This window comes from Kitasatospora sp. NPDC058218 (assembly GCF_042882445.1).
Taxonomy (GTDB): domain Bacteria; phylum Actinomycetota; class Actinomycetes; order Streptomycetales; family Streptomycetaceae; genus Kitasatospora.
The window spans coordinates 85993-112847 of the sequence record NZ_JBHVWC010000017.1 but is presented as its reverse complement, the minus strand read 5'-3'; the positions used below and the strand labels follow the sequence as shown (position 1 = coordinate 112847).

At 73.8% G+C, this 26855-nt stretch carries 22 protein-coding genes and 1 riboswitch; of the genes, 7 read left to right on the top strand and 15 right to left on the bottom strand.

The window, feature by feature from the left end:
• Positions 1-107 precede the first annotated feature (107 nt).
• From ACFVYI_RS13395 to ACFVYI_RS13345, 11 genes are all read right to left on the bottom strand, one after another.
• Positions 108-1163: a hydrogenase expression protein HypE gene (locus ACFVYI_RS13395; protein WP_387884447.1), complete on the bottom strand. Its 1056-nt coding sequence runs from the start codon at positions 1161-1163 to the stop codon at positions 108-110.
• 154 nt (positions 1164-1317) lie between these two features.
• Positions 1318-3003, bottom strand: coding sequence for an enoyl-CoA hydratase-related protein (locus ACFVYI_RS13390; RefSeq protein WP_387884520.1), 1686 nt, complete (start codon positions 3001-3003; stop codon positions 1318-1320).
• A gap of 590 nt (positions 3004-3593) precedes the next feature.
• Positions 3594-5297 carry a dipeptide ABC transporter ATP-binding protein gene (locus tag ACFVYI_RS13385; RefSeq protein ID WP_387884445.1) on the bottom strand — a complete coding sequence of 568 codons (1704 nt, stop codon included), beginning with the start codon at positions 5295-5297 and terminating at the stop codon, positions 3594-3596.
• Entirely contained in the window at positions 5290-6279 is a 990-nt protein-coding gene (locus ACFVYI_RS13380) for an ABC transporter permease (RefSeq protein WP_387884442.1), read from the bottom strand. The genes ACFVYI_RS13385 and ACFVYI_RS13380 overlap by 8 nt, the downstream gene beginning before the upstream one ends.
• Positions 6280-6282: 3 nt before the next feature.
• Positions 6283-7362: an ABC transporter permease gene (locus tag ACFVYI_RS13375; protein ID WP_387884440.1), complete on the bottom strand. Its 1080-nt coding sequence runs from the start codon at positions 7360-7362 to the stop codon at positions 6283-6285.
• Positions 7359-8993 (bottom strand): ABC transporter substrate-binding protein, encoded by a 1635-nt coding sequence (locus tag ACFVYI_RS13370; protein ID WP_387884437.1) that lies wholly within the window; start codon positions 8991-8993, stop codon positions 7359-7361. Before ACFVYI_RS13370 ends, ACFVYI_RS13375 begins: the two co-directional genes overlap by 4 nt.
• Before the next feature lie 260 nt (positions 8994-9253).
• A riboswitch (SAM riboswitch) is annotated at positions 9254-9363 on the bottom strand.
• Positions 9364-9568: 205 nt separating this feature from the next.
• Positions 9569-10651, bottom strand: coding sequence for an ADP-ribosylglycohydrolase family protein (locus ACFVYI_RS13365; protein ID WP_387884434.1), 1083 nt, complete (start codon positions 10649-10651; stop codon positions 9569-9571).
• Between the two features lie 153 nt (positions 10652-10804).
• Positions 10805-11716, bottom strand: a complete 912-nt coding sequence (locus ACFVYI_RS13360; RefSeq protein WP_387884431.1) for a glutathione S-transferase C-terminal domain-containing protein — start codon at positions 11714-11716, stop codon at positions 10805-10807.
• A gap of 100 nt (positions 11717-11816) precedes the next feature.
• On the bottom strand, positions 11817-12578 hold the full coding sequence (locus tag ACFVYI_RS13355; RefSeq protein ID WP_387884429.1) for a GNAT family N-acetyltransferase: 762 nt from the start codon (positions 12576-12578) through the stop codon (positions 11817-11819).
• 208 nt (positions 12579-12786) lie between these two features.
• Positions 12787-12972 (bottom strand): hypothetical protein, encoded by a 186-nt coding sequence (locus ACFVYI_RS13350; protein WP_387884427.1) that lies wholly within the window; start codon positions 12970-12972, stop codon positions 12787-12789.
• An 85-nt stretch (positions 12973-13057) separates the two neighbouring features.
• Positions 13058-13756 carry a hypothetical protein gene (locus ACFVYI_RS13345; RefSeq protein ID WP_387884424.1) on the bottom strand — a complete coding sequence of 233 codons (699 nt, stop codon included), beginning with the start codon at positions 13754-13756 and terminating at the stop codon, positions 13058-13060.
• A gap of 233 nt (positions 13757-13989) precedes the next feature.
• On the opposite strand from ACFVYI_RS13345, the gene ACFVYI_RS13340 reads away from it, so the two are divergent.
• Positions 13990-14532, top strand: a complete 543-nt coding sequence (locus tag ACFVYI_RS13340; protein ID WP_387884421.1) for a hypothetical protein — start codon at positions 13990-13992, stop codon at positions 14530-14532.
• Positions 14533-14619: 87 nt separating this feature from the next.
• Here ACFVYI_RS13340 and ACFVYI_RS13335 read toward each other — a convergent pair whose 3' ends face one another.
• Both ACFVYI_RS13335 and ACFVYI_RS13330 read right to left on the bottom strand, forming a co-directional pair.
• Positions 14620-15549, bottom strand: coding sequence for a Gfo/Idh/MocA family protein (locus tag ACFVYI_RS13335; protein ID WP_387884419.1), 930 nt, complete (start codon positions 15547-15549; stop codon positions 14620-14622).
• Between the two features lie 43 nt (positions 15550-15592).
• Positions 15593-16675, bottom strand: a complete 1083-nt coding sequence (locus ACFVYI_RS13330) for a LacI family DNA-binding transcriptional regulator (RefSeq protein ID WP_387884417.1) — start codon at positions 16673-16675, stop codon at positions 15593-15595.
• Positions 16676-16828: 153 nt separating this feature from the next.
• On the opposite strand from ACFVYI_RS13330, the gene ACFVYI_RS13325 reads away from it, so the two are divergent.
• Genes ACFVYI_RS13325 through ACFVYI_RS13300 form a run of 6 tightly spaced genes read left to right on the top strand, consistent with a single transcriptional unit; the run spans position 16829 to position 23564 of the window.
• A complete protein-coding gene (locus ACFVYI_RS13325) occupies positions 16829-18466 on the top strand; it encodes an ABC transporter substrate-binding protein (RefSeq protein ID WP_387884414.1) in 1638 nt (545 codons plus the stop codon).
• Positions 18466-19422 carry an ABC transporter permease gene (locus tag ACFVYI_RS13320; protein ID WP_387884413.1) on the top strand — a complete coding sequence of 319 codons (957 nt, stop codon included), beginning with the start codon at positions 18466-18468 and terminating at the stop codon, positions 19420-19422. The genes ACFVYI_RS13325 and ACFVYI_RS13320 overlap by 1 nt, the downstream gene beginning before the upstream one ends.
• Positions 19419-20288: an ABC transporter permease gene (locus tag ACFVYI_RS13315; protein ID WP_387884410.1), complete on the top strand. Its 870-nt coding sequence runs from the start codon at positions 19419-19421 to the stop codon at positions 20286-20288. The genes ACFVYI_RS13320 and ACFVYI_RS13315 overlap by 4 nt, the downstream gene beginning before the upstream one ends.
• Positions 20288-21259 (top strand): ABC transporter ATP-binding protein, encoded by a 972-nt coding sequence (locus tag ACFVYI_RS13310; protein ID WP_387884408.1) that lies wholly within the window; start codon positions 20288-20290, stop codon positions 21257-21259. Before ACFVYI_RS13315 ends, ACFVYI_RS13310 begins: the two co-directional genes overlap by 1 nt.
• Positions 21256-22140: an ABC transporter ATP-binding protein gene (locus ACFVYI_RS13305; protein WP_387884405.1), complete on the top strand. Its 885-nt coding sequence runs from the start codon at positions 21256-21258 to the stop codon at positions 22138-22140. Before ACFVYI_RS13310 ends, ACFVYI_RS13305 begins: the two co-directional genes overlap by 4 nt.
• Positions 22137-23564, top strand: a complete 1428-nt coding sequence (locus ACFVYI_RS13300) for an amidase (RefSeq protein WP_387884402.1) — start codon at positions 22137-22139, stop codon at positions 23562-23564. The genes ACFVYI_RS13305 and ACFVYI_RS13300 overlap by 4 nt, the downstream gene beginning before the upstream one ends.
• Positions 23565-23625: 61 nt before the next feature.
• On the opposite strand, the gene ACFVYI_RS13295 is transcribed toward ACFVYI_RS13300, so the two are convergent.
• Both ACFVYI_RS13295 and ACFVYI_RS13290 read right to left on the bottom strand, forming a co-directional pair.
• Positions 23626-26109 (bottom strand): beta-glucosidase, encoded by a 2484-nt coding sequence (locus tag ACFVYI_RS13295; protein WP_387884401.1) that lies wholly within the window; start codon positions 26107-26109, stop codon positions 23626-23628.
• 3 nt (positions 26110-26112) lie between these two features.
• Positions 26113-26820 (bottom strand): alpha/beta fold hydrolase, encoded by a 708-nt coding sequence (locus ACFVYI_RS13290; RefSeq protein ID WP_387884400.1) that lies wholly within the window; start codon positions 26818-26820, stop codon positions 26113-26115.
• Positions 26821-26855 lie beyond the last annotated feature (35 nt).

The window sequence follows — 26855 nt, the reverse complement described above, 5'->3', positions numbered from 1 at the left end:
CCCTCGCTGGCGGCGCCCCGCAGTGCGGTCTCCCCATCCCGAAGCCGGGCTGCCCCCGCGGCGCGGCGCCCCCCCCCCCGGGGGGGTTCGTGGGGCCCCCCGCCGGGTCACCGCGGCTTGCGGTAACCGGTCGTCAGCGTGCGCCCCGGGTGGCGCCACTTGGGTTCCTTGTCGAGGGTCTTCATGGTGATCGAGCGCAGCCGCCGGATCACCGCGCCGTACGCGGAGCTCGCGTTGGTCGAGATGTGGGAGCCCGGCGGCGGGTCCATGAAGGGCATGAACTTGTCGGGGAAGCCGGGCATCGTGCAGGCGATGCAGATGCCGCCGACGTTGGGGCAGCCGCCGATGCCGTTGATCCAGCCGCGCTTGGTGACGTTGCACTTGACGACCGGACCCCAACAGCCCAGCCGCACCAGGCACTCCGGTGTGCCGTACTCGGTGGCGAACTGGCCCTGTTCGTAGTAGCCGCCGCGGTCGCAGCCCTCGTGCACGGTGGCGCCGAAGAGCCAGGTCGGCCGCAGCTTGTCGTCCAGCGGGATCATCGGCGCGGAGCCGGCCAGCTGGTAGAGCAGGTAGGTCAGCGTCTCGGAGAAGTTGTCGGGCTGGATGGGGCAGCCCGGCACGCAGACGATGGGCAGGCCGGCCTTGGACTTCCAGTCCCAGCCCAGGTAGTCGGGCACGCCCATGGCACCGGTCGGGTTGCCGGCCATGGCGTGGATGCCGCCGTAGGTGGCGCAGGTGCCGATGGCGACCACCGCCGTGGCCTTGGGCGCGAGGCGGTCCAGCCACTCACTGGTGGTGATCGGCTGACCGGTCAGCGGATCGTCGCCGAAGCCGCACCAGTAGCCCTCCTCCTTGATGCTCTCGTTCGGGATGGATCCTTCGACGACCAGGACGAACGGGTCGAGTTCGCCGCGGTCCGCCTTGAAGAACCACTCCACGAAGTTGTCCGCGCCCTGCACCGGCCCGCACTCGAAGTCGATCAGCGGCCAGTGGACGGCGATCTTCGGCAGGCCCGGCAGTGCGCCGGTGACGATCTCCTCGATGCTCGGCTGCATGGCCGCGGTCAGGGAGACCGAGTCACCGTCGCAGCTCAGGCCCGCGTTGATCCAGAGAATGTGCACCACATCGGTGTCGGTGGCGCTCGTTGTTGCAGCACCCATGAGGATGCCTCCTCGGAACTGGGAGCCGGACAAAAAGGCTCAAACCAGTCATAGCAGCGGTTTCCACTGCCCGCCGGTCCGCAGGGCCGGGGGAGCACTCGGACGGAGCGCAAGCCGGGGCGGCCGTTCGGAGCATCCGGGCAGGGCTCGGGGCCTACGGCCCGGGCACCGGTACGGGCGCCGGCCGCTTGCGGACGAAGGCGGCCCGGAGCGCGTGGTAGGGCGCGTCCGGGGTGAAGAACTGGTGCCGCATCACGGTCAGTTCCTCGCGGCGGTACGCGGCGAGCGGCTTCACCAGCTCGTCCGCCTCACGGGCCGCCTTCTTGGCGGCGATCCGGCCCTGGGCGGTCGGCGAGGCGGCGAGCAGCCCGGCCAGCCGGCCCGCCTCCCGCCCGAAGTCCTGCGGGGCGCTCGCCAGCACCCGGTCGACCAGCCGGCCCCGCAGCGCGGCCGCGGCACTGACCGGGAGCGCCTGAGCGGTGAGCCGGCCGGCCTCGGCGGCCCCCACCCGGCGCGGCAGGGTGTAGGTCCAGTACTCCGAACCGTGCAGGCCCATCAGGCGGTAGTGCGGATTGAGCACCACACCCTGCCGGCACCACACCTCGTCGGCGGCCAGCGCGAGCATCACCCCGCCGGCGGCGGCGTTCCCGCCGAGGGCCGCGACCACCAGGCGGTCGGTGGTGGTGAGGACCGCCTCGACCAGGTCGTCGATGGCGTTGATGTTCGCCCAGGACTCCGCCGCCGGGTCGGACGCGGCCTCGATGACGTTCAGGTGGATCCCGTTGGAGAAGAAGTCGCGGCCGCCGCCCAGCACCAGGACGGACGTCGGCCGGGCCACCGCGAAGCGGTAGGCGTCGAGCAGGCGGCGGCAGTGCCCGGTGCTCATCGCGCCGCCGGGGAAGGAGAAGCGGAGCAGACCGACCGGGCCGTCCTCCCGGTAGCGGATGTCCGACCAGACCCGGTCCCGCGGCGCCGGCATCAGCGGCGCGGGCACCTCGGGCAGGGCCGGCAGCGCGTCGCCGAGCGCGGTGACGGCCGGCAGCTTGAAGGTGGCGGGGCCGCCCGGGTGACGGCGGCGGCGCAGCTCGGGAATCCACACCGCGCCGTCGACCGTCGCCCGGCAGACCGCTCCGGCCCGGGTCGCCAGCAGATCGCCGGGGCGCCCGCCGAGGTCGTGCTCCCGGTGGCCGCCGTGCAGGTACCACTCGGCGCCGAGCAGGTCGTCGAGCACCCCGGGCTGGGAGTCCGCCGCCCGGAGCTTGCGCAGCACGGTGTCGGTGGCGTCCCCGGCCCAGTCGATCCGGCGGGTCTCCTGGCGCAGGTAGGGCCTGGTGTGGTCGGGCACCCGCCAGTCGGGGCCGCTCTGCGGGCGCGGGGCGAAGGCGCCCGAGGCGAACCGCTCCACGGCCCGCAGCACCGCCCCGACCGCGGCGTCGGAGACCTCGTTGCGGTACAGGTCGCTCTTGCCGACGGGCGGCAGCGGGCAGGTGGCCGTGGCCCAGACGGCGCCGGCGTCCATCACCTCGTCGGCCTGCAGCACCGTCACGCCCCAGTCGACCGCTCCTTCGTGGATCGCCCAGTCGAGGGAGGAGGGCCCGCGGTCCCCCGGCGGGCCGGGGTGCACGATCAGGCACGGCAACGCCGACCAGACGTCGCGCGGGAGCGCCGTCCGCAGTATCGGTGCGACCACCAGCTCCGGGGCCCACCTGGCGATCGCCCCGCGCAGCGCGTCGTCGTCACCGGCCGGATGGACCTCGACCGCGTGCCGGCGGTCCCGCAACTCGGCGTGGACCCGCTGGGTGAGGCTGTTGAACGCGCTCGCGACGAGCAGGATCCGCATGGCCGCCTCCGGCTGTGTGGGCACCCGTGAACCCGCCGATCATCCGCCCCGGCCCGGCGCCGCCCACCTCGCCGCGCCGCCCGTTCACCCGGCCGGACGGGCCGTCACGTCACATGCCGAAGGGACGTGCCCGGACGGCCCCGTGAGAATCCGGGCGACCGGCGCACGATTGTATGACTGAAGCCCGGTCGGAGCGGGCATACCGTCAGTAGCCCGCCGAAGGGCCCCGGTTGAAGCTCCCCCACGAGCACAACCGAGGTCCCTGGCCGGCGGCCGGGCCTGGACGTGACTCCCCCCACGGAGCAGCGGCCAGGCCCGCATGCTGTGCAACCAGCGACACGCAGCGTACATGTCATATCCACGTAACGCTACCGCGCGGACATCGAAGGCTCGACCGACACCTCGTCGGGCCGACTCCGCCGCAGGTCGGCGCCGGTCGGGCAGCGTGACCGGAAGGCTACGCCCCGGTTCACCCGCCTCCCCCGACGAGCCGGGCGGGAGATCGCCGACCTGGTCCTCCGGGCACGAACGGCTCGGCCGAGCGCGGCCGGGCGCGCCGCAGCCACGCGGCGCGCCCGGCCCGTTCGCCGTCAGGTGTGCGCGGGGCTGCGCTCCCGGCGGGCCTGCCTGGTCGGGTCGGGAACCGGCAGCGCGGCGATCAGCCGTTGCGTGTAGTCGGCCCGCGGTGCGCCGAGGACCTGTGCGGCACTGCCCGACTCGACGATCCGCCCGTGGCGCAGGACGGCGACGCGGTCCGCCACCTGCTGGACCACCGCGAGGTCATGACTGATGAACAGTGCGGCGAAGCCGCGTTCCCGCTGGAGCCGGACGAACAGCTCCAGCACCTTCGCCTGGACCGAGACGTCCAGCGCCGAGGTCGGCTCGTCGGCGATCACCAATCGTGGGTGCAGCGCCAGCGCCCGGGCCAGCCCGGCCCGTTGGCGTTCGCCGCCGCTGAGTTCGTGCGGGTGGCGATCCGCGTGGCCGCGCGGCAGTCGGACCGACTCCAGGAGCGACTCGACCTCCGCCCGGATCGCCCGCGCGCCGAGGTCGCGCCGGTGGACCGTCAGCGGCTCCCCGACGCACTCGCCGATCGTCAGCAGCGGATTGAAGCTGGTCGCCGGGTCCTGGAAGACGAAGCCGATCTGCCCGGCCCTGCTGCCCGCCGTGGAACGACGCGCCCGCCGCAGCCGTCCCCGGGCCGCCAGTGGCTCGCCGAGCACGTCGAGCTCTCCCGAGCCGACGCCGACCAGGCCGGCGACCGCCCGGCCGATCGTCGACTTGCCGGAGCCGCTCTCCCCCACCAGACCGAGCACCTCGCCGGGGCGGATCTCGAAGCTGACCCCGTCGACCGCGCGGAAGGCCTTGCCGCCCAGTCGCGCGGGGTACTCGACGGTCAGCCCGGAGGCCCTGACCACGGGCTCCACGGCGGCTTCGGCGGGCCGGCCGTCGGACGGGGGGACGGGCGGGGGAACGGGCGGCACGACGGCGGTGGTGAAGGCGGGTACGGCGGCCAGCAGTTCACGGGTGTACGGGTGGGCCGGTGCGGCGAACAGGGTGCGGACGGGCGCCTGCTCGACGATGCGCCCCTCGCGCATCACCGCCACCCGGTCGGCGAGGTCCGCGACCACGCCCATGTTGTGGGTGATCAGCAGGACGGCCGTGCCGAAGTCGGTCCGGCACCGGTGCAGCAGTTCGAGGATCTCGGCCTGCACCGTGACGTCCAGCGCGGTCGTCGGTTCGTCGGCCACGATCAGCCGGGTGCCGAGCGCCAGGGCCATCGCGATGACGGCGCGCTGCTTCTGGCCGCCGGAGAGTTGGTGCGGGTAGTGGTCCACCCGCACGGCCGGCTCGGGTATGCCGACCTTCCCGAGCATCTCGATCGCCCGGGCCCGCCGCTGCGCCCGTGATCCGCCCCCGTGGGCCCGCAACCCCTCGGCGAGCTGCCAGCCGATGGTGAACACCGGGTTCAACGCGGTGGACGGCTCCTGGAAGACCATCGCGGCGTGCGTGCCGCGCAGGGCGCGCAGCCGGGCGGGGGACGCCGTCAGCACGTCCTCGACCGGTTCGGCCAGGCCGTCGCCCAGCAGCACCCGTCCGCCGGTGGACGCCGTGGCGGGCAGGAGTCCGAGGACCGACTTCGCGGTCACCGTCTTGCCGCTGCCGCTCTCGCCGACCAGGGCGAGCACCTCGCCGGGCGCCACCGACAGGGAGACCCCGCGGACGGCGGGCGCCCGACCGCCGTCCGTGCCGAACGAGATGTGCAGGTCCTCGATGCGCAGCAGGTCAGTCATCGCCGGGTCCTCCGTTCGGTACGGTCTCCGTGAGCGGGCGCCCCTCGCCCTGGCGGCGGCGCAGCCTCGGGTCGGCCAGATCGGTGAGGCTCTCGCCGAGGAGGGTCGTCCCGAGCACGGTGAGGACGATCGCCAGCCCGGGCGGGAGCGCCGTCCACCAGATCCCCGAGGTGACGTCCGTGACCGAGCGGTTGAGGTCGTAGCCCCATTCGGCCGCGGAGTTGGGCTCGATCCCGAAGCCCAGGAAGCCCAGGCCCGCCAGGGTGAGGATCGCCTCCGAGGCGTTGATGGTGAGGATCAGCGGCAGGGTGCGCACCGAGTTCCGCAGGACGTGCCGGAACATGATCCGCCACATGCCGGTACCGATCACCCGGGCCGCCTCGACGAACGGCTCGGCCTTCACCCGGGCCACTTCGGCCCGCACCACCCGGAAGTACTGCGGTACGAAGGCCACGGCGACCGAACAGGCCGCCGCGCCCAGGCCGCCGACCAGGCTGGACCGGCCGCCGCTGATCACGATCGACATGATGATCGCCAGCAGCAGCGAGGGGAACGCGTACATCGCGTCGGCGAGCCCCACCAGCAGCCGGTCCACCCACCCGCCGAGGTAGCCGGAGAGGAGACCGAGCAGGACTCCCGCCACCACCGAGAGCAGCAGGGCGGCGACGATGATCTCCAGGGCCGTCCGGGTGCCCCAGAGCGTCCGGGACAGCACGTCGTACCCGGCGATGGTGGTGCCGAGCGGGTGGGTGGCACTCGGGCGCTGCTGCGAACCGAAGAGTTCCTCCCCGCTGCGCAGTTGCGCGTGGCCGTGGGGAGCGAGCAGCGGGGCGAGGAGGGCCGCGAGCAGGAAGAGGCCGGTCAGCACCGCGCCCGTCAGCAGCATGACGCGTTGCAGCCCGGCACTGCCGCGCACCCCGGCGGGCAGCGGGAGCCGGCGCCGACGCGGTCCGACGCCCCAATGGGCGAGCAGTTGGTTCACCACTCAGTACCTCACTCGGGGATCGATCAGCGCCGCGACGACGTCGACGAGGAAGTTGGTCAGCGCGACGACCACGGCGAAGATCGCCACGATCCCCTGCACGGCGGTGAAGTCACGGACCGTCAGATAGTGGGCGAGTTCGAAGCCGAGGCCCTTCCATTCGAAGGTGGTCTCGGTGAGCACCGCCCCGCCGAGCAGCCCCGCGACCTGCAGGCCGAGGACGGTGACGACGGGGATCAGGGCCGGCCGGGTGGCGTGCCTGGTCACCAGCCGCAGCCGGCCGACCCCGCGGGAGCGGGCGGCCTCCACGTAGTCGGCGGAGAGGGTCCCGATCAGGTTCGTCCGGACCAGGCGCAGCAGCACACCGGCGACCAGCAGCCCGAGCGCGAGGCCGGGCAGCACCGCGTGCCGCAGCACGTCGACGACCGCGGACCCGTCGCCGCTGCGGAGCGCGTCGACCAGGTACAAGCCGGTGGTACTGGTCTGGTCCTGCAGTTCCAGCTGGACGTCGATGCCCGCCCGGCCGGAGGCCGGGAACCAGCCCAGCCAGATCGCGAAGACCAGTTTCAGCAGCAGCCCGAAGAAGAAGACCGGGGTGGCGTAGGTGAGGATCGCGAACAGCCGCAGTGCGACGTCGGGCGCGCGGTCGCGGTAGGAGGCGGCGACCATGCCCAGCGGCAGACCGACGGCCAGCGCGACGAGCAGCGCGAAGCAGGACAGCTCGACGGTCGCGGCGCCGTAGGTGCGCAGCACCTGCGACACCGCCTGGTTGTCGGTGGCCGTCGTGCCGAAGTCCCCGGTGAACGTGGCGCGCAGGTAGTCGAGGTACTGGGTCAGCAGCGGCCGGTCGTAGCCCGCCCGGTGCAGTCTCTCCTGCAGTTGGGCCGGGGTCAGCCGGTCGCCGAAGGCGGTGGTGATCGGGTCGCCGGTGGCGCGCATCAGGAAGAAGACGACGCTGACCAGGACGAGCACGGTGGGGACGATGAGGAGGAAGCGGACGATCAGGTAGCGGGCGAGACCGTACCCGGCGGCGCCGCCGGTCGAGCCGACGGCGCCGGAGGCCTCCTGTACGGGGACGCTCACTTCTTCACGAGCTCCGCCCAGCGGAACTGGTACGCGCTGGTGAGCTTGGCGGGCACGCCCTCGATCCCGCTCCGGGTGACGATCGCGGTGGAGCCCTGGAGCAGCGGCAGCAGCGGCAGCGCGGCCGCGGTCGCGTCCTGCGCCTGCTGGATCAGCGCGGTGCGCTTGGCCGCGTCGGTCTCGGTCTCCTCCTGCTTGATCACCGCCCGCACGGCGGGGTCGGTGTAGCCGTTGTTCACCCAGTTGTTCTCGGCGTAGAACGAGGAGAGGTAGTTGTCGGCGTCGAGGTAGTCCGCGTACCAGCCGAGCTGGTAGAGCGGGTACTGGTCGGCGACGCGCTCCTTGCCGTACTGGGCCCAGGCGGTGGACTGGAGGTTCACCTTGAACAGGCCGGTGGCCTCCAGCTGGGTCTTGACCAGCGCGTACTCGTCCGCCGACGACGAGCCGTAGTGGTCGGGGTTGTACTGCAGGTTCAGGGTGACCGGGGTGCTCACGCCCGCAGCCGAGAGCCGCTGCGCCGCGGCGGCCTTGTCCGGCCCGCCCTGCTTGTCGCCGTAGAGCGACTTGAGGGAGGGGGTCGCACCGGTGATGCCGTCGGGGACGGAGCTGTAGAGCGGCTGGAAGGTTTTCTTGTAGACCTGCGAGGCGAGCTGGGCCCGGTCGATCGAGTCGGCGACCGCCTGACGGACCGCCAGGGCCTTGGACTGGTCGGCCTGTTGGGTGGCCGACCCGTAGGGCTGGGTCTTGAGGTTGAAGACGATGAACCGGATGCCGTTGCCGGAGCCGGTGTGCACCTCGATGCCCTGCTTGGTGGACAGGTCCTGGAGGTCGGTGATGGGCAGGGTGCGGTAGACCACGTCGATGGTGCCCTGCTGGACGTCGAGCTTGAGGTTACCGGCGTCCGTGTAGTACTTGAGCTGCACGTTCTTGGTCTTCGGGGTGCCGAGCTGCCCCTGGTAGGCGGTGTTCGCGGTGAAGGAGACCAGCGAGTTCCGGTCGTAGCTGCCGATCGCGTAGGGGCCGCTCCAGGGCTTGGCCGCGACGACGGCCGCGTCGTCGAGGACCTTGTCCGCGGGGAACACCTGCTCGTCCACGAGGTAGCCGGCCGCGGTGGAGAGGACCTGCGGGAACAGCGTGTCGTTGGCCGACTTGAGGGTGAACACCACCGTCGCCGGGTCCGGCGCCGCCACCGACCCGAGGTTGTGGAGCAGCGAGGAGGGGCCGTTCTTGTCGGCGATCGCCAGCTGCCGGTCGAAGCTGAACTTGACGTCGGAGGAGGTCAGTTCGTGTCCATTGGCGAACTTCAGGCCCGGCTTCAGCGTGACCGTCCAGGTGGTGGGGTCGGTCAGCGCGATCGCGGACGCGAGGTCCAGCGACACGTCGGACGAGCCGTTCCTGGCGCTGAGCAGGGTCGCGTAGACCTCGCTCTCGATCGTCCCGGAACCCGCGTCCCAGGAGCCCGCCGGGTCGAGACCGGTCACCTGGTCGGTGGTGCCGATGGTGAGGGCCTTCTCCGCCGTCCCGCCGCCGGCGGTCCGCGAGCTGGTGCAGGCGGTCAGGGCCACCACCGCCGCCGTACCGAGGGATATCACCGCGAGGCTGTGCCTGGTCGAACCGATGAGAGATGACATGGGAGTTCTCTGCTTCCGCACGCGTGATGGACGCGAGTGCGCCGTGCCCGGGGCGTGCCGGCGGCTGTGAACGGGGCCGTGCCGGTGTCCGGGCGGTGCGCATCGCGAAGGAGCCGATCACTGGACCGGTCCGGCCGGGCGGCCGTCCGGTGGTCAGCGGCGACAGAGTGCGCTGGAGACCAGCAGCAGGTCGATGTGGCGGCGGCTGAACAGCCCTGCCATTCCAACCTCCTGGTCTTGGCGCCGGCCCATGGCCGGAGCGATCGCGCTTGTGGAACGGGACGTCCACCGAGCCTTCACCTGGAGCACCCCACCGCGTCAGGGGGTTGCCGTCCGGCCAGCCAGGGCTTGAACACCGGAACTCGTGGCGCGCTGGAACCGTAGATCAACAAAACGACCGGCGTCAATGCCCGTTGAGAACGGGTCTGCGAGGAGGCGGCCGCGCTCGACCCTCCTCCCGCGCCGCCGCGCGGGGCCGGCCACGAGCGTCGGAGGGACCGGCCCTGACCCGCTGACCAGCGGTCATGGCACGCGACGGGGTGTTCCGGGTGACGACCGGGCGGGCCGGCCGGCGCTCACCAGCCGGGATAGCGGGGCCACCAGAGGGGGTCACGAGCCGGCCGGTAGTCGCCGCCACCGGGCGAATCGACGTACTCCTGCAACAGGTCACGCGCCAAGGTGTCGATCACCCAGGCGAGTTCGAGTCGGCTCAGCAGCCCTGCCGGCAGCGCCCCGACACCGTGCGCGGCACCGAGCAGCGCACCTGCCGTGCACGCCACCGAGCTGCCGTCGGGCGCACCGGCCGCGAACTCCAGGGCGGCGCGCACGGTGTCCCGGCCCGGGAGGCGCGAGACGACGAAGAGCGCGCCCAGCAGCGCCGAGGAGGCCGTCGCGTCCGGGGCGATCCAGGCGAGCTGCCCCGGGTCCGGGCTGCCCCCCGGCGCCTTCAGCAGGTCGAGGACGGTCTCCGGGGTCGCCGAGTGCGGCATGGGCAGGCTGCGGACCACGGCGTCGAACGGGTGCCCGTCGCCGGGCGAGGACGCCGTCCAGGCCGTGATCGGATCGCTCTCCGTGAGGCAGCGGGCCACCACCTGCGCCGCGCCGACCGCGGCGTCCTGCGCGTCCCGGGCGCCGTGGGTGAGGGCAGCGGTCCGGCGGACCGACAGGGCACAGTCGTCCGCGCCGGACAGCGCCCACAGGAGCCCGAGCGGCAGACCCCGGGTGAGCGCGTGGGCACCCCGGCTGCCGGTCACCGGCTTCTCCGGAGTGCCCTGGATCAGGCCGGTCAGCGCCGTGACGGTGGCCGGTGCGGAACCGCGACGCACCCCCAGGCCCGGCACCTGCACGAGCCAGCCGTCCGGCCAGGCGCTTCCGCCGCCGGCCGTCCAGCGCTCGGAGATCCGTTCGGGCTCGATCCCCTGGAGGACGGCCCAACGGCAGTACGCGTGCCACACCACGGACGGTGCGTGGCTGATGCCCCGGTGGTTCATCCGCACCGAGGCGCGGATCGCGCCCTCCGCGGTGAACGCCGCCAGCTGCGTGCTGACGCCGATCGGCAACGGCCCCTCGGCCGGCCAGCGACCCCGCAGCGCCCCGGCCGCGTCCCCCAGTGCCGACCCGAGCATGAGCCCCCGCGCCCGCGACTCGTCCACGGTCACCTTCCGCACCATCGCCCGCCCTTGCCCGTCCCCGCCCGTCTCGTCGACGACATCCCATCACACGGGTTCGATCGTGCGACCGCGAGCCGCTGCGCCGCCGCCGCACGGCCGGTGCCCCGGGGTCCGGCCCCGGGGCCCCGGCCGGTTCGGGGCTCAGGCGACCTGCGGGCGCTCCACCGGGGCGTTCCAGTCGGGGACGGTCGCGCCCGGCTCGGTGAAGGTGGCGAAGTCCGTCGTCCCGGTGAACGGCTTCTGCTGGTAGAGATCGCGGGCGTAGGCCCACAGGTGGGGGTACTCGGCCAGGCCGGGGGTGATGGTGCGGGCGCGGTTGGGCCCGACGTCGAAGCGGGCCAGCGTCACCCAGAGCCGCACGTCCGCCTCGGTCAGCCGGTCGCCCAGCAGGTAGCGGCTGGTGGCCAGCCGGCTGTCCAGCTCCGCGAAGGTCTCCAGCAGCGTGGCGCGGGCCGCCAGCGCGGCCTCCCCGGTGCCCGCCGCCGCGCCCGCGCCGTGGTTGACGGCCGGGCCCAGCCGGGCGTCCAGCGCGTCGATCTCGGCCCGGAGGTCCTCCGGGTAGGCGTCGGCCCCGTTGCTCCACCGGCCGAACTGCGTCGCGAGGTCGATGCCGATGGTCCGGAAGTCGTTGCTGACCACCTGTCCCGTCTGCCGGTCCCACAGCGTCGGCACCGAGATGTGCCCGTCGAAACCGGGCTCGGTCCGCTCGTACGCTTCGCGCAGCAGGGTGAACCCGTTGACCGGGTCCGGCCCGTGGGTCTCCCGGAAGGCCCAGCCCCGGCCGTCGCGCCCGCCGTCGACGTAGGAGACCGAGACGACGTCCTCCAGCCCGTTGAGCGCGCGCTGGATGGTGGTGCGCTGCGCCCAGGGGCAGAACCAGCCCGCGTAGATGTGGTAGCGGCCGGGCTCGGCGAGGAACCCGCTGCTGCCGTCGGCGGTGATCCGCCCGGTGAAGCGGTACAGCGGGCGCTCGTCGCCCGGGGCCCTGGTGATCCGGTACTCGCCGTGGACGGCGGTGTCGGCGGGGCTGGCGTAGTTCACGTTCTGGCTCACATCGAACTCCTTGGAAGGGGTGGAACGGTGCGGTGCTTCGGTGCTGCTTCGGTGCTTCTTCGGTGCGGTGGTCCTCGGGTGGGTCCGGCAGGGGCCGCCGTCACCCGTTCCGGTCTCCGCCGGGGACGCGCAGGCCGAGGAAGGTGACCTGCCGGCGCAGCCGGAACCCCAGCGACTCGTAGAGCCGGATCGCCGTGGTGTTGTCGGCCGAGGTGTGGAGGAACGGCGTGTCGCCCCGCTCACGGATCCCGGCCGCGACCGCCCGGACGAGCCGGGACCCGAGGCCCTGTCCCCGGTGCGACTCGGCCGTGCAGACGGCGCTGATCTCCGTCCAGCCCGGCGGGCGCAGCCGCTCCCCGGCCATCGCGACCAGGGCACCGCCGCGCCGGATGCCCAGATAGCCGCCGAGCTCGATGGTGCGGGGCAGGAACGGGCCGGGCCGGGCGTGCGCCACCAGGGCCAGCATCTCCGGCACGTCGGCGGGGCCCAGCCGGACGGCCTCCTCGTCGGGCACGGCCCGGACGCCTTCGTCCACCAGTTGGACACCCGGGCCCTGCATGAGGATCTCCCAGTCGGCCGGCACCGTGTCCGGGGAGCCGGAGGCGCTGACGACACCGCCCGGTCCGTACAGCGCCGCCACGTTCCGCCAGGTCTCCCGGTCGGGCCGGTCCGGGAGGGCCACGAACGGCGACACGTCGGCCGGGTAGCGCAGGACGTCGCCGTGCCGCTCGGCGAGGTGGGCGTGCGGGCCGAGCAGGGCGGCCCGGGCCGGGTTGTCCAGGGGGTGGCGGTGCGCGGCGCCGGAGGCGTCGTCCGTGGTGGGTGTGGTGTCGTCGGGGGTGAGCACGGGGTGCTGGGGCATGCGAAGCCGTTCCTCGATCTTGATCTTCTCGGTGTCTTCAGCGGAGACGTGGCCGGGCGTGACCGCGTGTGGCCGGGCGTGACCGGGCCTCGGGCAGGCACCGGGCAGGTGTCCGGCACGTTCCGGGCAGGCCGGAGGCAGGAGGCCGGTACGGGCCACGAGGGGCAGGGCTACCGGGCGCGCCGGGGCGACGGGCGGGTGCGGACCGTTACGGGCGACAGAGGCCGGTCGGCGAGCCGACGCCGTCGATCCAGCGGCGTCGCACGAGCCGGGCGCCACGGGCCCGGGTGCCGGTCACCGCGCAGTGGGCTCCGGACGACGGGCGGAACGCCGCGTGCGACAGCGGCGGGCGTCCGAAGACCACCCGCTCGTCCCGCAGTCGGCGTGCGTGCATCGCCCGTCCGTTTCGCGTCCGGCAACCGTGAAGGTCCACAGTACCGCTCAACGCGCCCGGGACCAGGGGCAATCCCGAATCGCGGTCACTGCAGGATGTTGATCGCCCGGGCGATGACGAGAGTGCCCAGGGCGAGGGACATCGCCGCCTGCGTCATCATCAGCAGTTTGGCCCACACCTTGATCGCCGAGACGTCGGTGGGGCTGAAGGCCGTCGCGGTCCAGAAGGAGAGCGACAGGTAGTCGGCGAACCGCGGCACCCAGCCGGCCGGCGCATGGTCCGCGTACTGCATCTCGGGGAAGACGAACGCCGGGTTCTCGGACGGACGGTGGGCGCGGGCGGCGGCGCCGCCGCGGTCCAGGCTCCAGTACCAGAGCGCGAAGGCGACCACGTTCGTCACCCAGACCACGCCGCCGGTCGCCAGCAGCCCGGTGGCGTTGTTGGCGAACAGGCTGTTGTCGGTCAGGATGTCCGCCACCAGGTGGACGCCCGCGAACATGTTGGCCACCGTGATGAAGCCGACCAGGAGCTGGGTGACGACCCGGAGCCAGGCGTTCTGGCGGTCGATCCGGCCCGGGTCCCCGACGACCAGCACCGCCAGCAGCGAGAACGTGGCGACCGGCAGCACCCACGCGGGATCGACCCGGTAGCGGCTCGGCAGCGTCACGTGGAGCACCGCGACGACCGTGACCGCGAGCACCACCGGCCACCAGTGCTCTCCCCGCGCGGCGGCCTGATCCGGCGTCACCCGCAGCGGATCGGTCGGGTCCGGGCTTGATGGCATGCCCCATTGTCACCTCGCCACCGGGATTGACGCCGACGGCTCACCAGTCGCACCGGACCGGGATGCGCGGCTCGGCGCCGGCCGGGTGAGCCGTCGGGTCGTCACGGCCGACGAGGACCCGGTGACCGGACCGTGCCGAAATCGTGCTGCCGGTTGAGAGGGTCGGTCCGTACCGGAACCGCGAGGGACCGGTCGCCTTCCCACCACAGGTCCGCAGCTCCTGGAGGAACCCCATGACCCGCACCAAGCGCCTCGCCGCCGCGGCGGCGGCCATCGCCGCAGCCGCCCTCGTCCCGCTGACCGCCGTCCCGGCCGACGCGGCGACCGGGCCCGCCACGCACTACGGGATGACCTGGGGGGTCGTCGCCTACGGGCCGGAGGGCACCGTCCAGGTCGGCGGACCGGCCGGCAGCCCGAGCGACGCCTACCACGGCGACACCGCGCCGTCGGCCTCACTTCCCGTACTCTGCCTCAACGTTGACGGCAGCCCGGCCCCGGCCGGCCTGACCATCGCCTTCCACAACGGCTGGGCCCTGGGTACGGTCGCGCTCAGCCAGCCGGTGAAGGGCTCCCGCCTCAACAGCCGCGCCGCGGCCGACAGCGTCTGCCAGGCCGCCTACGGCAGCGGCTGGCGCGAGGCCGAGTTCCACGACGGCCACTACGGCCCGAACCTCGAACAGACCGGCGGCTGGACCTTCTGGGCCTACGGCAACATCCCCAGCAACACCCGCTTCTGGACCGCGATCAACGACTCGCCGGCCAACCCCTGGAGCTGACCCCCATCACCACGGCCCCCACCATGACGACCCCCACCACGGCCGCCGCCGTCCGCTCCGGACGGCGGCGGCCGTGTCGTCCGAAGCTCAGGCGGACTCCAGGCGCCCGACGATCAGTTCGCACAACTCGTGGGTGCGCAGGGCGTCGTGGGCGTCGAGCGTCTTGCCGGCGCGGACGGCGTCGAGGAAGCCGAGGACGACCTGCTCGATGCCGCGCTGGCGGGCGACGGGGACCCAGTCGCCGCGGCGGCGGATCGTGGGCTGACCGCGGTGGTCGATGACGTCGGCGAGGTTGTGGACCTCGCGCTTGGAGTCGCCGCCGGACACCTGGAGGATCTCCTCCGTCGAACCGGAGACCCGGTTCATGATCCCCAGCGCCGTGAAACCCTCGCCGGCGAGGGTGAGCACGACGTGCTCGACCAGGCCGTCGCGCACCCGGGAGCGGACGTCCACGTGCTCGATCTCGCCGGGCACCAGGAAGCGGAGCACGTCCACCACGTGGATGAAGTCGTCGAAGATCATCGGGCGGGGCGCCTCGGGGAGGCCCTCACGGTTCTTCTGCAGCACGATCAGGTCGCGCGGCCGCTCCTTCGCCTGCACGTAGCCGGGCGCGTGGCGGCGGTTGAAGCCCACCACCAGTGAGCGGCCCGTGCGGTCGGCGAGGTCGACCAGCCGGCGGGAGCCGTCCAGGGTGTAGTCGAGGGGCTTGTCGACGTAGACGTCGACGCCGGCCGTGAGCAGCTGCTCGACGATCGGGACGTGCTGGTCGGTGGCGGCGTGCACGAAGGCGGCCCGGATGCCGCTGCCGATCAGCGCGCCCAGGTCGGTGAAGCGGTGCTCGGGGGCGATCCGGTGGGCGTCGCCGATCCGGTCGAGCTTGGCCCGGTCCCGGGTCATCAGCCGCAGGTCGAGGCCGGGCAGCGCGGTGAGGACCGGGAGATAGGCCTTCTGGGCGATGTCGCCGAGCCCGATCACCCCGACCGGGAGCAGCGCGTCAGGGGCAGGGGTCAGGCTCATCGGGTGCTCCAGTGGTCCAGACAATCATCGGCCGCGCCCCACCCTACTCGTCGCCCGCTCGCACCCCGGTCCGACGGCGGGTCCCTTCGGACCGCCGCCTGGACGAGGCGCGGATCTCCAGACGGGTGTCCACCAGCGTGCCGGTGGGCTCGGTCTCGCCGCTCTCCAGGGCCGCGACCAGGAGTTCCACCCCGGCCACCGCGACCAGGGCCGGCTGGAGGCTCAGCGTGCTGACCGGCGGGTCGGCGTGTTCGGCCGCGGCGTCCTCGCTGATGCACACCAGCAGCAGGTCCCCGGGCACCGTGCGGCCGTGCCGCCGGGCGGCGTCCAGGATCAGCGGCGGGCTCGCCTCACTGGCCACCAGCAGTGCGTCCGGCGGTTCGGCCGCGCTCAGCGCCCGTTCGACCGCCGCGATGGCCGGGCCGTTGCCGGGCCCGCTGGAGAACTCCTCGCGCGGTTCGGCGCCGTGCCCGGCGCACCAGGCCCGGTAGGAGTCGACCAGCGCGGCGTGGAAGCGGATCGCGGTGTCCGGCAGGACGAGGGCGATCCGTCGGGCGCCCTCGGCGCGCAGGTGGTCCAGAACCTCGGTCACGGCCGCGTCGGTGTCGATGTCCACCCAGAACGCGCCGGCCCGGCCCTCCACCGAGCGGTCGGTGAAGACCGGGATGCGGGCGGCGATGAAGTCCTCCACGATCGGGTCGCCGGCCATCGGGTCGGCGACGATGGCCGCGTCGAGCGGCAGGTCGGCCCACTCGCCCGGGCCCGAGCTGGTGGGCAGCATCACCAGTGCGTACCCGTGCTGCAGTGCCGCCTGGGCGGTCGCGCTGGTCAGCCGCGCGTAGTAGGGCGAGTCGAGGTAGGCCCAGGGGGAGGTGGCGAACTCCCCGACCGCGTACCCGATCAGCCGCGCGTGGCCGGCCCGGAGCAGCCGGGCGGTGGCGTTCGGCCGGTAGCCGAGTCGCCGGGCGGCCTCCCGGGCGCGCTCGCGGACCGCCTCGGACATCCGGCCGGTGCCGTTGAGCGCGGCCGACACCGTCGTCTTGGAGAGCCCGGCCTCGCGGGCGACGTCGACCAGGCGGACTCGGGGGGAGGCGGTCGGTCCGCCGCCGCGCGGGGTTTGCGTCATGTGCCGATGCTGCCACCCCCGGCCGCCTCGCGTCACCCTTCCGTGACCTCTGAAGAATCGTTCCCGCAAGGGCTTGTGCGGGAACGTTCCCGCATCAATACTCGCCACCATCTCCAAGCGCCCCCCACGACGCCCTGAAAGGGGTGGGTCTCCTTGCGCCTGTCCAGATCCGCCAGCCTGCTCGCCACTGCCACGCTGCTCGCCGTCACCGCCACCGGCTGCTCCGGCGCCACCAAGAACGCCGACGGCTCCACGGACGCCGCCGCCTACCAGGTCACCCCCGACACCCCCGCCGCCAAGGGCGCGATCCCGTCCTTCACCTGGTCGCTGTACGCCGAACCGCAGACCCTCGACTACGCGGTGGCCTACGACTACCCGCCGAACACCGTGCTGGCCAACGTCTGCGAACAGCTGTTCCGGGTCACCCCCGACCTGAAGATCGCCCCCGGCCTGGCCGTGAAGTCCACCAACCCAGACCCGCTGACCTGGGTGTACACCCTGCGCGAGGGCGTGAAGTTCCACGACGGCGCCACCATGACCGCGGACGACGTGGTCGCCTCCCTGCAGCGCCACCTCGACCCGGCCACCGGCTCCTCCTGGGGCAGCGCCTTCAAGAACGTCGACTCGATCGAGAAGAGCGGCCCGCTGGAGGTGACCATCCACCTCACCAAGCCCGACGTGCTGCTGAACGAACTCCTCGCCGCCTCCCCCGGCACCGTCGAGAGCGCGGCCTACCTCGCCAAGGCGGGCAAGGACTACGGCAGCCCCCAGGGCGGGGTCGACTGCACCGGCCCCTACGCGGTCGACAAGTGGTCGCAGGGCGACAGCCTCACCCTGAAGAAGAACCCCGCCTACTGGGACACCTCGCTGACCCCCAAGGCGGACAGCGTGAAGTTCGTCTTCATCCAGGACCCGGCCGCCCGCGCCAACGCCTTCCTCTCCGGCTCGGTCGACGGCGGCTACATGGTGCCCTCCGCCTCGCTGGCACAGCTCAGGTCCTCCGACCGGGGCACGGTGCACTTCGGGCCGAACACCGGCGCCGCCGGCCTCGCCGTCCTCGACCTCCAGGGCACCCTCGGTGATCTGAGGGTCCGTCAGGCGCTGTCCAAGGCGCTGGACCGCACCGCCATCGTCAAGGCCGCGGCGGCCGGCGTCGGCACCCCCGCCAAGGCCCCCGCCGCGCAGGCCGCCTGGGGCGTCGCCCCGGACCGCACCGCCGGGTACTTCGCCGCGCTGCCCGAGCCGGTCTACGACCTGGCGGGCGCCAAGAAGCTGGTCCAGGAGGCCGGCGCGACCGGCCGGAAGGTCGTGATGGCCACCAGCTCGCTCGCCCCGGAGATCAGCGTGGTCGCCAACGCCGTGCAGTCGGCCGGCAAGCAGATCGGCCTGGACGTCGAACTCAAGCCGGTCGCACCGGACGCGTACACCGCCCTCTTCGTCGATCCGGCCGCCCGCGCGGGCATCGACCTGGTGGTGACCAACGGCTACGACAACACCCCGGACCCGCTGGAGTTCTACCAGTCGCTGCACACCGGCGACTTCGGCAACTACGGCAACTGGTCGAACCCCGCCTACGACGCGCTCTTCGACCGCGCGATCGCCGCCGCCGACCCCGCCACCCGGGCCGACCTCACCGCCGAACTGCAGCAGATCGCGGTGAACGAGCTGCCGAGCATCCCGCTGTACGAGGCGCCGTACTCGCTGTTCCTCAACAAGCGGATCACCGGCGCGCCCACCGGCATCGCCCAGCTGTACTACCCGTGGGCCGCGACGATCGGCGCCGCGAACTGATGACCCGCTACCTCCTCGGCCGGCTCCTCGGGCTGGCGGGCGTGCTGCTGGTGACCTCCTTCGTGGTCTTCAGCGCCGTGCACCTCGCCCCCGGGGACCCGGTGTCCTTCCTGCTCAAGGGCCATCCGGCGACGCCGGAGGCGCGGGCCGCGATCACCGCCCAGTACCACCTGGACGACCCCTTCCTCACCCAGTACCTGAAGTGGCTCGGCGGCGTGCTGCACGGCGACTTCGGCCGCTCGGTGCAGTTCCGCCAGGACGTCGGCGCGCTGATCGGCTCCCGGCTGCCGTCCACCGCACTGCTCGTCGGGTACGCCGCCCTGCTGGTCTGCCTGCTCGGCGTGTCCGCCGGCGTCCTCGCCGCGCTGCGCGGCGGCTGGGTCGACCGGGTGGTGCTGGTGGGCACCGGCATCACCACCGCCACCCCGCCGTTCGCCAGCGCGCTGGTGCTGGTCTCGGTCTTCTCGGTGCAGCTCGGCTGGTTCCCCGGACCCGGGTCGCAGGGCGCCGGCTTCGGCGAACGGCTCTACCACCTGACCCTGCCGGCCGTCGCCCTCGCCGTCACCCTGACCGGCCTGCTGGCCCGGGTGACCCGCTCCTCGATGCTGGACGAACTCGGCCGCGAGCACGTCGAGGTGGCCCGCTCCCGCGGCGTCGCCGAGCGCGCGGTGGTCCGCCGGCACGTGCTGCGCAACGCGCTCGGGCCGATCGTCACGGTCGGCGGCTCGATGCTGGCGGGGCTGCTGGTCTCCACCTCGATCGTGGAGACCGCGTTCAACGTGCCCGGCGTCGGCTCGCTGCTGGTGCAGTCGGTGACCGTCAAGGACTTCCCGGTCGTCCAGGCGATCACCCTGCTCACCGTGACCGGGTTCGTCCTGGTCAACCTCGCCGTGGACCTGCTGGCACCCCTGGTCGATCCCCGGCTCTCGCTCATCCGTCGAGGAGGTGCGGCATGACCGCCGTCGCCGCTGTCGAGCCCCACCGCCGCCCCCTGCTGGGCCGGTTGAAGGCGCTCGGCCAGGGCCCGCTGTTCACCACCGCCGTGCTGGTGCTGACCCTGCTGGTGCTGGTCGCACTGCTCGCCCCGGTGCTCGCGCCGTACGACCCGGACCTGATGGACCTCGGCTCCAGCCTGGTCGGCACCGGGCCCGACCACCTGCTCGGCACCGACCAGTCCGGCCGCGACATCCTGTCCCGGCTGCTGTACGGGGCCCGCACCGGCCTGCTCGGCCCGCTGCTGGTGGTCGGCCTCTCCACCGTGCTGGGCATCCTGCTCGGCGTGGTGGCCGGCTGGCGCGGCGGCTGGGTCGACGCCCTGCTGTCCCGCGCGATGGACCTGGTGTTCTCCTTCCCCGGGCTGCTGCTGGCGATCCTCTTCGTCGCGGTCACCGGGCCGGGCCTGACCGCGCCGGTCATCGCCATGGCGATCGCCTACAGCCCGTACGTGGGGCGCCTGGTGCGCGGCATCGCCCGGCAGGAGAAGGCCCGGCCGTACATCGAGTCCTACCTGGTGCAGGGCTGGTCCGGCTGGACCATCTGCCTGCGACACCTGCTGCCCAACATCGCGCCCACCGTGCTCGCCCAGTCGGCGATCAACTTCGGGTACGCGCTGATGGACCTGGCGGCGCTGTCCTTCCTCGGCTTCGGCGTCCAACCGCCGACCGCCGACTGGGGAGCGATGATCAACGAGGGCCAACAGGCCGTCCTGCAGGGCGCCATGCTGCCCGCGCTGGCGCCCGCCGTCTGCATCGTGGTCGCCGTCGTGGCGTTCGGAATCGTCGGCGAGGGCATCGCCGACCGGATCGCGAGGCGGGAGCGGTGATGACCGAAACCCTTCTGGAAATCGAGAAGTTGACGGTCGAGCTGACCGGCGGGAGAGCCGCCCGGCCGATCCTGGACGGAGTCTCGCTGCGCGTCGCGGCCGGCGAGACCGTCGGCCTGGTCGGTGAGTCCGGCTCCGGGAAGTCGGTGGCCTGCCGCAGCATCCTCGGGCTGCTGCCCGAGCGTGCCACGACCACCGGCCGGGTCCGGGTGTCCGGCCGCGACGTCCTGACCATGGACCGGTCCGGCCTGCGCGACCTGCGGGCCCGTCAGGTCGCCATGGTCTTCCAGGACCCGCGCGCCTCGGTCAACCCGCTGCGCCGGGTCGGCGACTTCCTCACCGAGGGCCTGCGGGCCGCCGGCACCCCCGCCGAACAGGCCACCGCCCGCGCCGAGGAACTCCTCGACGCGGTCGGCGTCCGCGACCCGCGCGGCGCGCTGCGCCGCTACCCGCACCAGTTCTCCGGCGGCATGCTGCAACGCGTCGTGATCGCCGCCGCGCTGGCCGGGCGGCCCTCCCTGCTGCTCGCCGACGAGCCGACCACCGCGCTGGACGTCACCACCCAGGCCGAGGTGATCGCCATCCTCACCCGGCTGCAGGCCGAGCGCGGCACCGGCATGCTCTTCGTCACCCACGACCTGGAGCTGGCCTCGGCGATCTGCGACCGGGTGTACGTGATGTACGCCGGCCGGATCGTCGAGACCCGGTCCGCCCGCGACCTGTTCGAGCACCCGCGGCACCCGTACACCGCGGGCCTGTTGGCCTCCACCCCGCGGATCGAGCCCGACGCCGCCCCGCCGCGCCCGATCCCGGGCCGGCCGCTGTCGCTCGCCGAAGCGCCGACCGGCTGCGCCTTCGCCGCCCGCTGTGCCTTCGCCGAGCCTCGCTGCACCGCCGAGCCGCCCCCGCTGGAACCGCACGGCGACGGCCTCACCGCCTGTCTGCGCGCGGACGAAGGGATCCTGCTGTGACGTCTCCTGCCGCGACCGCCCCCTCCCCCGGCCTGGTCGTGGCCGGCCTGCGGAAGCGCTTCGGCGACCACCGGGCCGTCGACGGGGTCTCGTTCACCCTGCCGCCCGGCGGCTCGCTCGGCATCGTCGGCGAGTCCGGCTGCGGCAAGACCACCACCGCCCGGATGCTGGTCGGCCTGGAGACCCCCGACGGCGGTACCGTCCACCTGGACGGCCGCGACCGGTCCGCCCGGGCCCGCGGCCGCGGCGAACGGCTGGCCCGCGCCCGCGAGATCCAGATGGTCTTCCAGGACCCGTACCTCTCGCTCGACCCCCGGATCACCGTCGCGGCCTGCGTCGACGAGGTGCTCCGGCTGCACTCCCCGCGCGGCCCGGCGGCCCGGCGCACCCGGGTCGCCGAACTGCTCGACCAGGTCGGACTCGGCGAGCGGGAGGCCGCGGCGCTGCCCCGCCGGCTCTCCGGCGGCCAGCGCCAACGCGTCGCCATCGCCCGGGCGTTGGCCGCCGAACCCCGCGTGCTGATCCTCGACGAGGCGGTCGCCGCCCTCGACGTCTCGATCCAGGCGCAGATCCTCGACCTGCTCGCCGGCATCCGACGGGACGCGGGCATCGGGTTCCTGTTCGTCAGCCACGACCTCGCCGTGGTCCGGCACATCACCGACCGGGTGATCGTCCTCAAGGACGGCCGGGTGGTCGAGGCCGGTGACACCGCCGGGGTGCTCGGCCGTCCGCAGCACCCCTACACCCGGCTGCTGCTCGACTCCGTCCCGCGCCGCGGCTGGGACCCGGCCCGGATCACCGAGGGCCGCCGCGAGCTCCAGCGCACCGAGGCCGCTCAGGCCGAACGCCACCACCCCATCGAACGGAAGACCGGCGCATGACCGACAGCACCGAACTCGCCCACCTCCCCGCCACCGAGGCCCTGCGCCGCTTCCGGGACCGCTCGCTCTCCCCGGTCGAGCTGATGACCGCCGTCATCGAGCGGGCCGAGGCCGTCGAGCCCCGGGTCAACGCGCTCGCCGAGCGCACCTTCGAGGAGGCGCTCGCCGCCGCCCGCACCGCCGAGGCCCGCTACGGCGGCAGGGGCGAGCCGCCCCGCCCCCTGGAGGGCCTGGCCGTCGCCACCAAGGAGGAGCAGCCGATCGCCGGCCGCCGCGCCACCGACGGTTCGCTGGCCTTCCGCGAGGAGACCGCCGACCGCACCCACCCGGTGGTCGACCGGATCCTCGCCGCCGGCGGCATCGTGCACGCCCGCACCACCACACCGGAGTTCAGCTGCGCGATGTTCACGCAGTCCCGGCTGTGGGGCATCACCCGCAACCCGTGGAACCCCGCCTACTCCCCCGGCGGCTCCTCCGGCGGCTCGGGCGCCGCACTCGCCTCCGGGTCGACCACCCTCGCCACCGGCTCCGACATCGGCGGCTCGATCCGCCTCCCCGCCTCCTGCACCGGCACGGTCGGCTACAAGCCACCGTACGGGCGGGTCCCCGCGATGGCGCCGTTCAACCTGGACACCTACTGCCACGACGGCCCGATGGCCCGGACCGTCGCCGACACCGCGCTGCTGCAGAACGTCATCGCCGGACCGCACCCGCTCGACGGTGTCTCGCTGCGGCCCAAGCTGGTGCTGCCCGACCGGTTCGAGGGCGTGGCCGGGCTGCGGGTGGCCTACTCCCCCGACCTCGGCGACTGGCCGGTGGACCGCGAGGTCGCCGCCAACACCCGGGCCGTCGCGGAGGCACTGCGCGCGGCCGGCGCGGTGGTCGAGGAGGTGGACGTCAAGCTCTCCCGCGAGGAGGTGCGGACGGCCTCGATGATCCACTTCGGGGCCGTCTTCGGCCCCTACGTCTCCTCGGTGGCCGCCGAGTTCGGCGAGCTGCTCACCCCGTACGCGCTCGCGTTCGCCGAGCAGGCCGGCGCGGCCGGCCGGGAGCCGGGCGCCTTCCTGGCCGGCCTGGAGATCGAGGCCAGGATCCAGGCGGTGCTCGGCGAGCTGCTCGACCGCTACGACGTGCTGCTCTGCCCCACCTCGGGCACTCCGGCGCTGCTCGCCGACGACGACTACACGGTGACCCGCCCGGTGGTGGACGGCGTCGAGCTGGAGCACTACGTGGACACCGCACTCACCACGGTGTTCAACATCGCCGCCCGTCACCCGGTGCTGTCGGTGCCCTCCGGCGTCGCCGCCACCGGCGTGCCCACCGGCGTCCAGCTGGTCGGCCGGACGTACGACGACGTCACGGTCTTCCGCGCGGCCGCCGCCGTCGAGGCGGTCCGCCCCTGGCAGCGCATCGCGCGGTTCTGACCCGCGCGGGGACGGCGGAGGGGGCCCGGCCGGCGGCCGGGCCCCCTCCGCGTGCGTCGACTCAGACGACGTCCAGCGCCACCGTCAGCGGGCGGTCCGCCGCGTGGCGGCCGGCCGAGACGGTGTAGACGCCCGGCCTGGCCGCCCAGTCGTGCGCGGCGGTGTCCCAGGTCTGCACGGCCCGCAGCGGGATGCGCACCCGGGCGGTGACCGTCTCGCCGGGGCGGGCCTCCACCACGGCGAATCCGGCCAGTTGGAGATCGGGGCGGGTCCGGTCGACCCCGTCCGGGGCCAGGTAGACCTGGACCACCTCACGGCCGGGCCGGGCGCCGGTGTTGCGCACCCGGACGGCGACCTCGGCGACCGTGTCGTGGTCGCCGACGAAGCGCGCCTCCATGCCCTCGTAGGACCAGTCCGTGTAGCCGCCGCCCGCGCCGAACCAGTAGGCGGGCGCCGCGCCGGCCCGGCGCTGCCAGGCCCGGTAGCCGATGAACAGGCCCTCCGTGTACTCCAGCCGGCCGTCGGTCGGGGCGACCTCCCACACCGGGCTGTCGGCCTCCTCGGCGGGGCAGGTCGTGGGCAGCCGGCCGCCCGGCTCGACCGCGCCGAGCAGCACGTCGGCCAGCGCCTCACCGGCCTGCTGCCCGGGGAACCAGGCGAGCAGCACGGCCGCGACCGACTCGCGCCACGGCATCAGGACCGGGGCGCCCGCGTTGACCACCACCACCGTGCGCGGATTGGCGGCGGCGACCCGGGCGACCAGCTCGTCCTGGCGGCCGGGCAGCCGCAGACCCGCCCGGTCGACGCCCTCGCTCTCCACCTCCTCGGTGGTGCCGACCACGACCACCGCGACCTCGGCGGCGCGGGCCGCCGCGACGGCCTGCTCGATCAGCTCGTCGTCGGAGACGGTCGGCGCGGCGTGGCCGAGGGTGAAGGAGACCAGGCCGAAGCCGGCCACGGCGGCCGCCTCGGGCAGGGTGCACGTCAGGGTGACCACGGTCCGCCCGCCCGCCGCGAGGTCCAGCTCGAAGCGGCGCTCCGGCGGGTTGAGGAAGGCCGCGGCCGGATCCGCGCCCTCGGGCAGCAGCACCCCGTCGAAGAGCACCTCACCGTCCGCCTCCAGCCGGAACCGGCCGACGCCGCGCACGGCCAGCCGGTGCCGCCCGTCGGCGTCGGCCGCCAGGACGCCGGTCAGCCGGACCTCGGCCAGGTCCTCGAAGGACACGCCGCCCGGCAGAGCGCCCAGCCAGCGGACGCCGCCCTCGGGCAGGGCGGCCGTGCCGAGCGCGTGCCCGTCGGCGCCGAGCAGCTCGGCGGTGCACGGGAAGGCGGCCGGGGGGAGGAAGGTCCGCGGGTCGGCGCCGACCGCGTGGACGAGGGCCGTGCCCTCGCCCAGCGCCGCGCGCAGGCCGTCCAGCGGGCTGACCACCCGGGTCGGGAAGACCTGGGCGCTGCCGCCACCGCCGATCCGGGCCTCGGCGGCGGCCGCGCCGATCAGCGCCACGCGGGCCGGCGCCCGGTCCAGCGGCAGCACGCCGCCCTCGTTGCGCAGCAGCACGAAGGAGCGGGCCGCCAGCTCACGGACCAGCGCCTCGCCGTCGATCGGCGCGGGCAGCAGCTCGGCCGGCACCGCGGCCGGGGCTCCGGCCAGCAGCCCCACCCGGGCGGCCAACCGCAGGACACGGCGGGCGAGTCCGTCCACCGTCTCCTCCGGGACCAGACCCTCGTGGACCGCCCTCACCAGGTGCTCGCCGTAGACGGTGGCCGGGCCGGGCATCGCGACGTCGAGGCCGCCGAGCGCCGCCCGGACGGTGTCGCGGGCGCCGGTCCAGTCCGACACCAGGATCCCGTCGAAGCCCCACTCCTCGCGCAGCACCCGGTTGTTGAGCTCGTCGTGCTCGCTCATGGACCGGCCGTTGACGCCGTTGTAGGCGGCCATCAGGCCCCACGGGTGGGCCTTCCTGACGATCGCCTCGAACGGCGCCAGGTACAGCTCCCGCAGGGTGCGCTCGTCCACCCGGACGTCGACGGTGTAGCGGTCGGTCTCCGAGTCGTTGGCGACGAAGTGCTTGGGCGTGGTGCCGACGCCGCCGTCCTGGACGCCCGCGACCAGCGCCGCGCCGATCTCGCCGGTGAGCAGCGGATCCTCGGAGTAGCACTCGAAGTGGCGGCCGCCGCGCGGGCTGCGGTGCAGGTTGACCGTCGGCGCGAGGACCACGTGGGCGCCCTTGCGGCGGGCCTCCTGGGCGAGCAGCCGGCCGGCCCGGCGGACCAGGTCGACGTCCCAGGTGGCGGCGAGCGCGGTCGGCGAGGGCAGCGCCACGGACGGGTCGTCCGCGGTCCAGTGCTCGCCGCGGACGCCCGCCGGGCCGTCGGACATCACCAGCCGGCCGAGCCCGATCTCCTCGTTGGCGGGCAGCGACCACATGTCGGCCCCGCTCAGCAGGGCGACCTTGGCGGTCAGGTCCAGCCGCGCGAGGGCGGCCTCGACGGCGGCCTCGCGCCTGGCGTCGGCGGTCATGGCGGTCTCCTTCGGGTCGTTCATCGTTCAGATCCAGCCGTCGAGCGCGGTCAGGAAGCCGTCGTGGTCGTCCCGGTGGACCGTGTGGCCGGCGCCGGGCACGGTGCGCACCTCGAAGCCGCGGGCGCGCAGCAGTTCGGCGTCCTCGGCGGCCACCAGGAAGCTGTCGTCCGCCAGCACCACCAGCGAGGGCACGGCCGGCACGGCCGGCAGGCCGCACTCCTGGCCGGACAACGCCAGGGCCGACTCCTCGTCCCAGACGGCGAGGGTGGCGAGCTCGACGTCGACGTCGGCGGCCTCCCAGCGCGGGTTCAGCGCGGTGATCTGCTCCCGGGTGGCGTGCCGGAACTCCACGAACATCCGCGGGTCGACGCCCTCGACCCGGCCGAACTGCCAGGCCGGGTCGACGTACACGGCGCGGGCCGGCTTCAGCCGCTCGACCGCGCCCAGCAGGCTGATGCCGCCGAGCGAGTGGCCGACGGCGAGCTCCGCCCCGGCCAGCAGGGTCTCCACCAGGTCCTCGGCGTACGCCTCCAGGGCGTAGCGCTCCTGTGCGGTGCGGCCCGTGCCGCGCGGGCTCCGTCCGTGGCCGCGCTGGTCGACGGCGATGACGCGGTACCCGCGCTCGGCCAGTGCCGGGCCGACCCGCCGCCAGGTGCGGTGGTCGGACATGATGCCGTGCACCAGCAGGGCGACGCGGTCGCCGGAACCCCACTCCTGGGTGTGCAACTTCATGGGATGGAACCTTTCTGGGGAAGCTCGGACGTGAG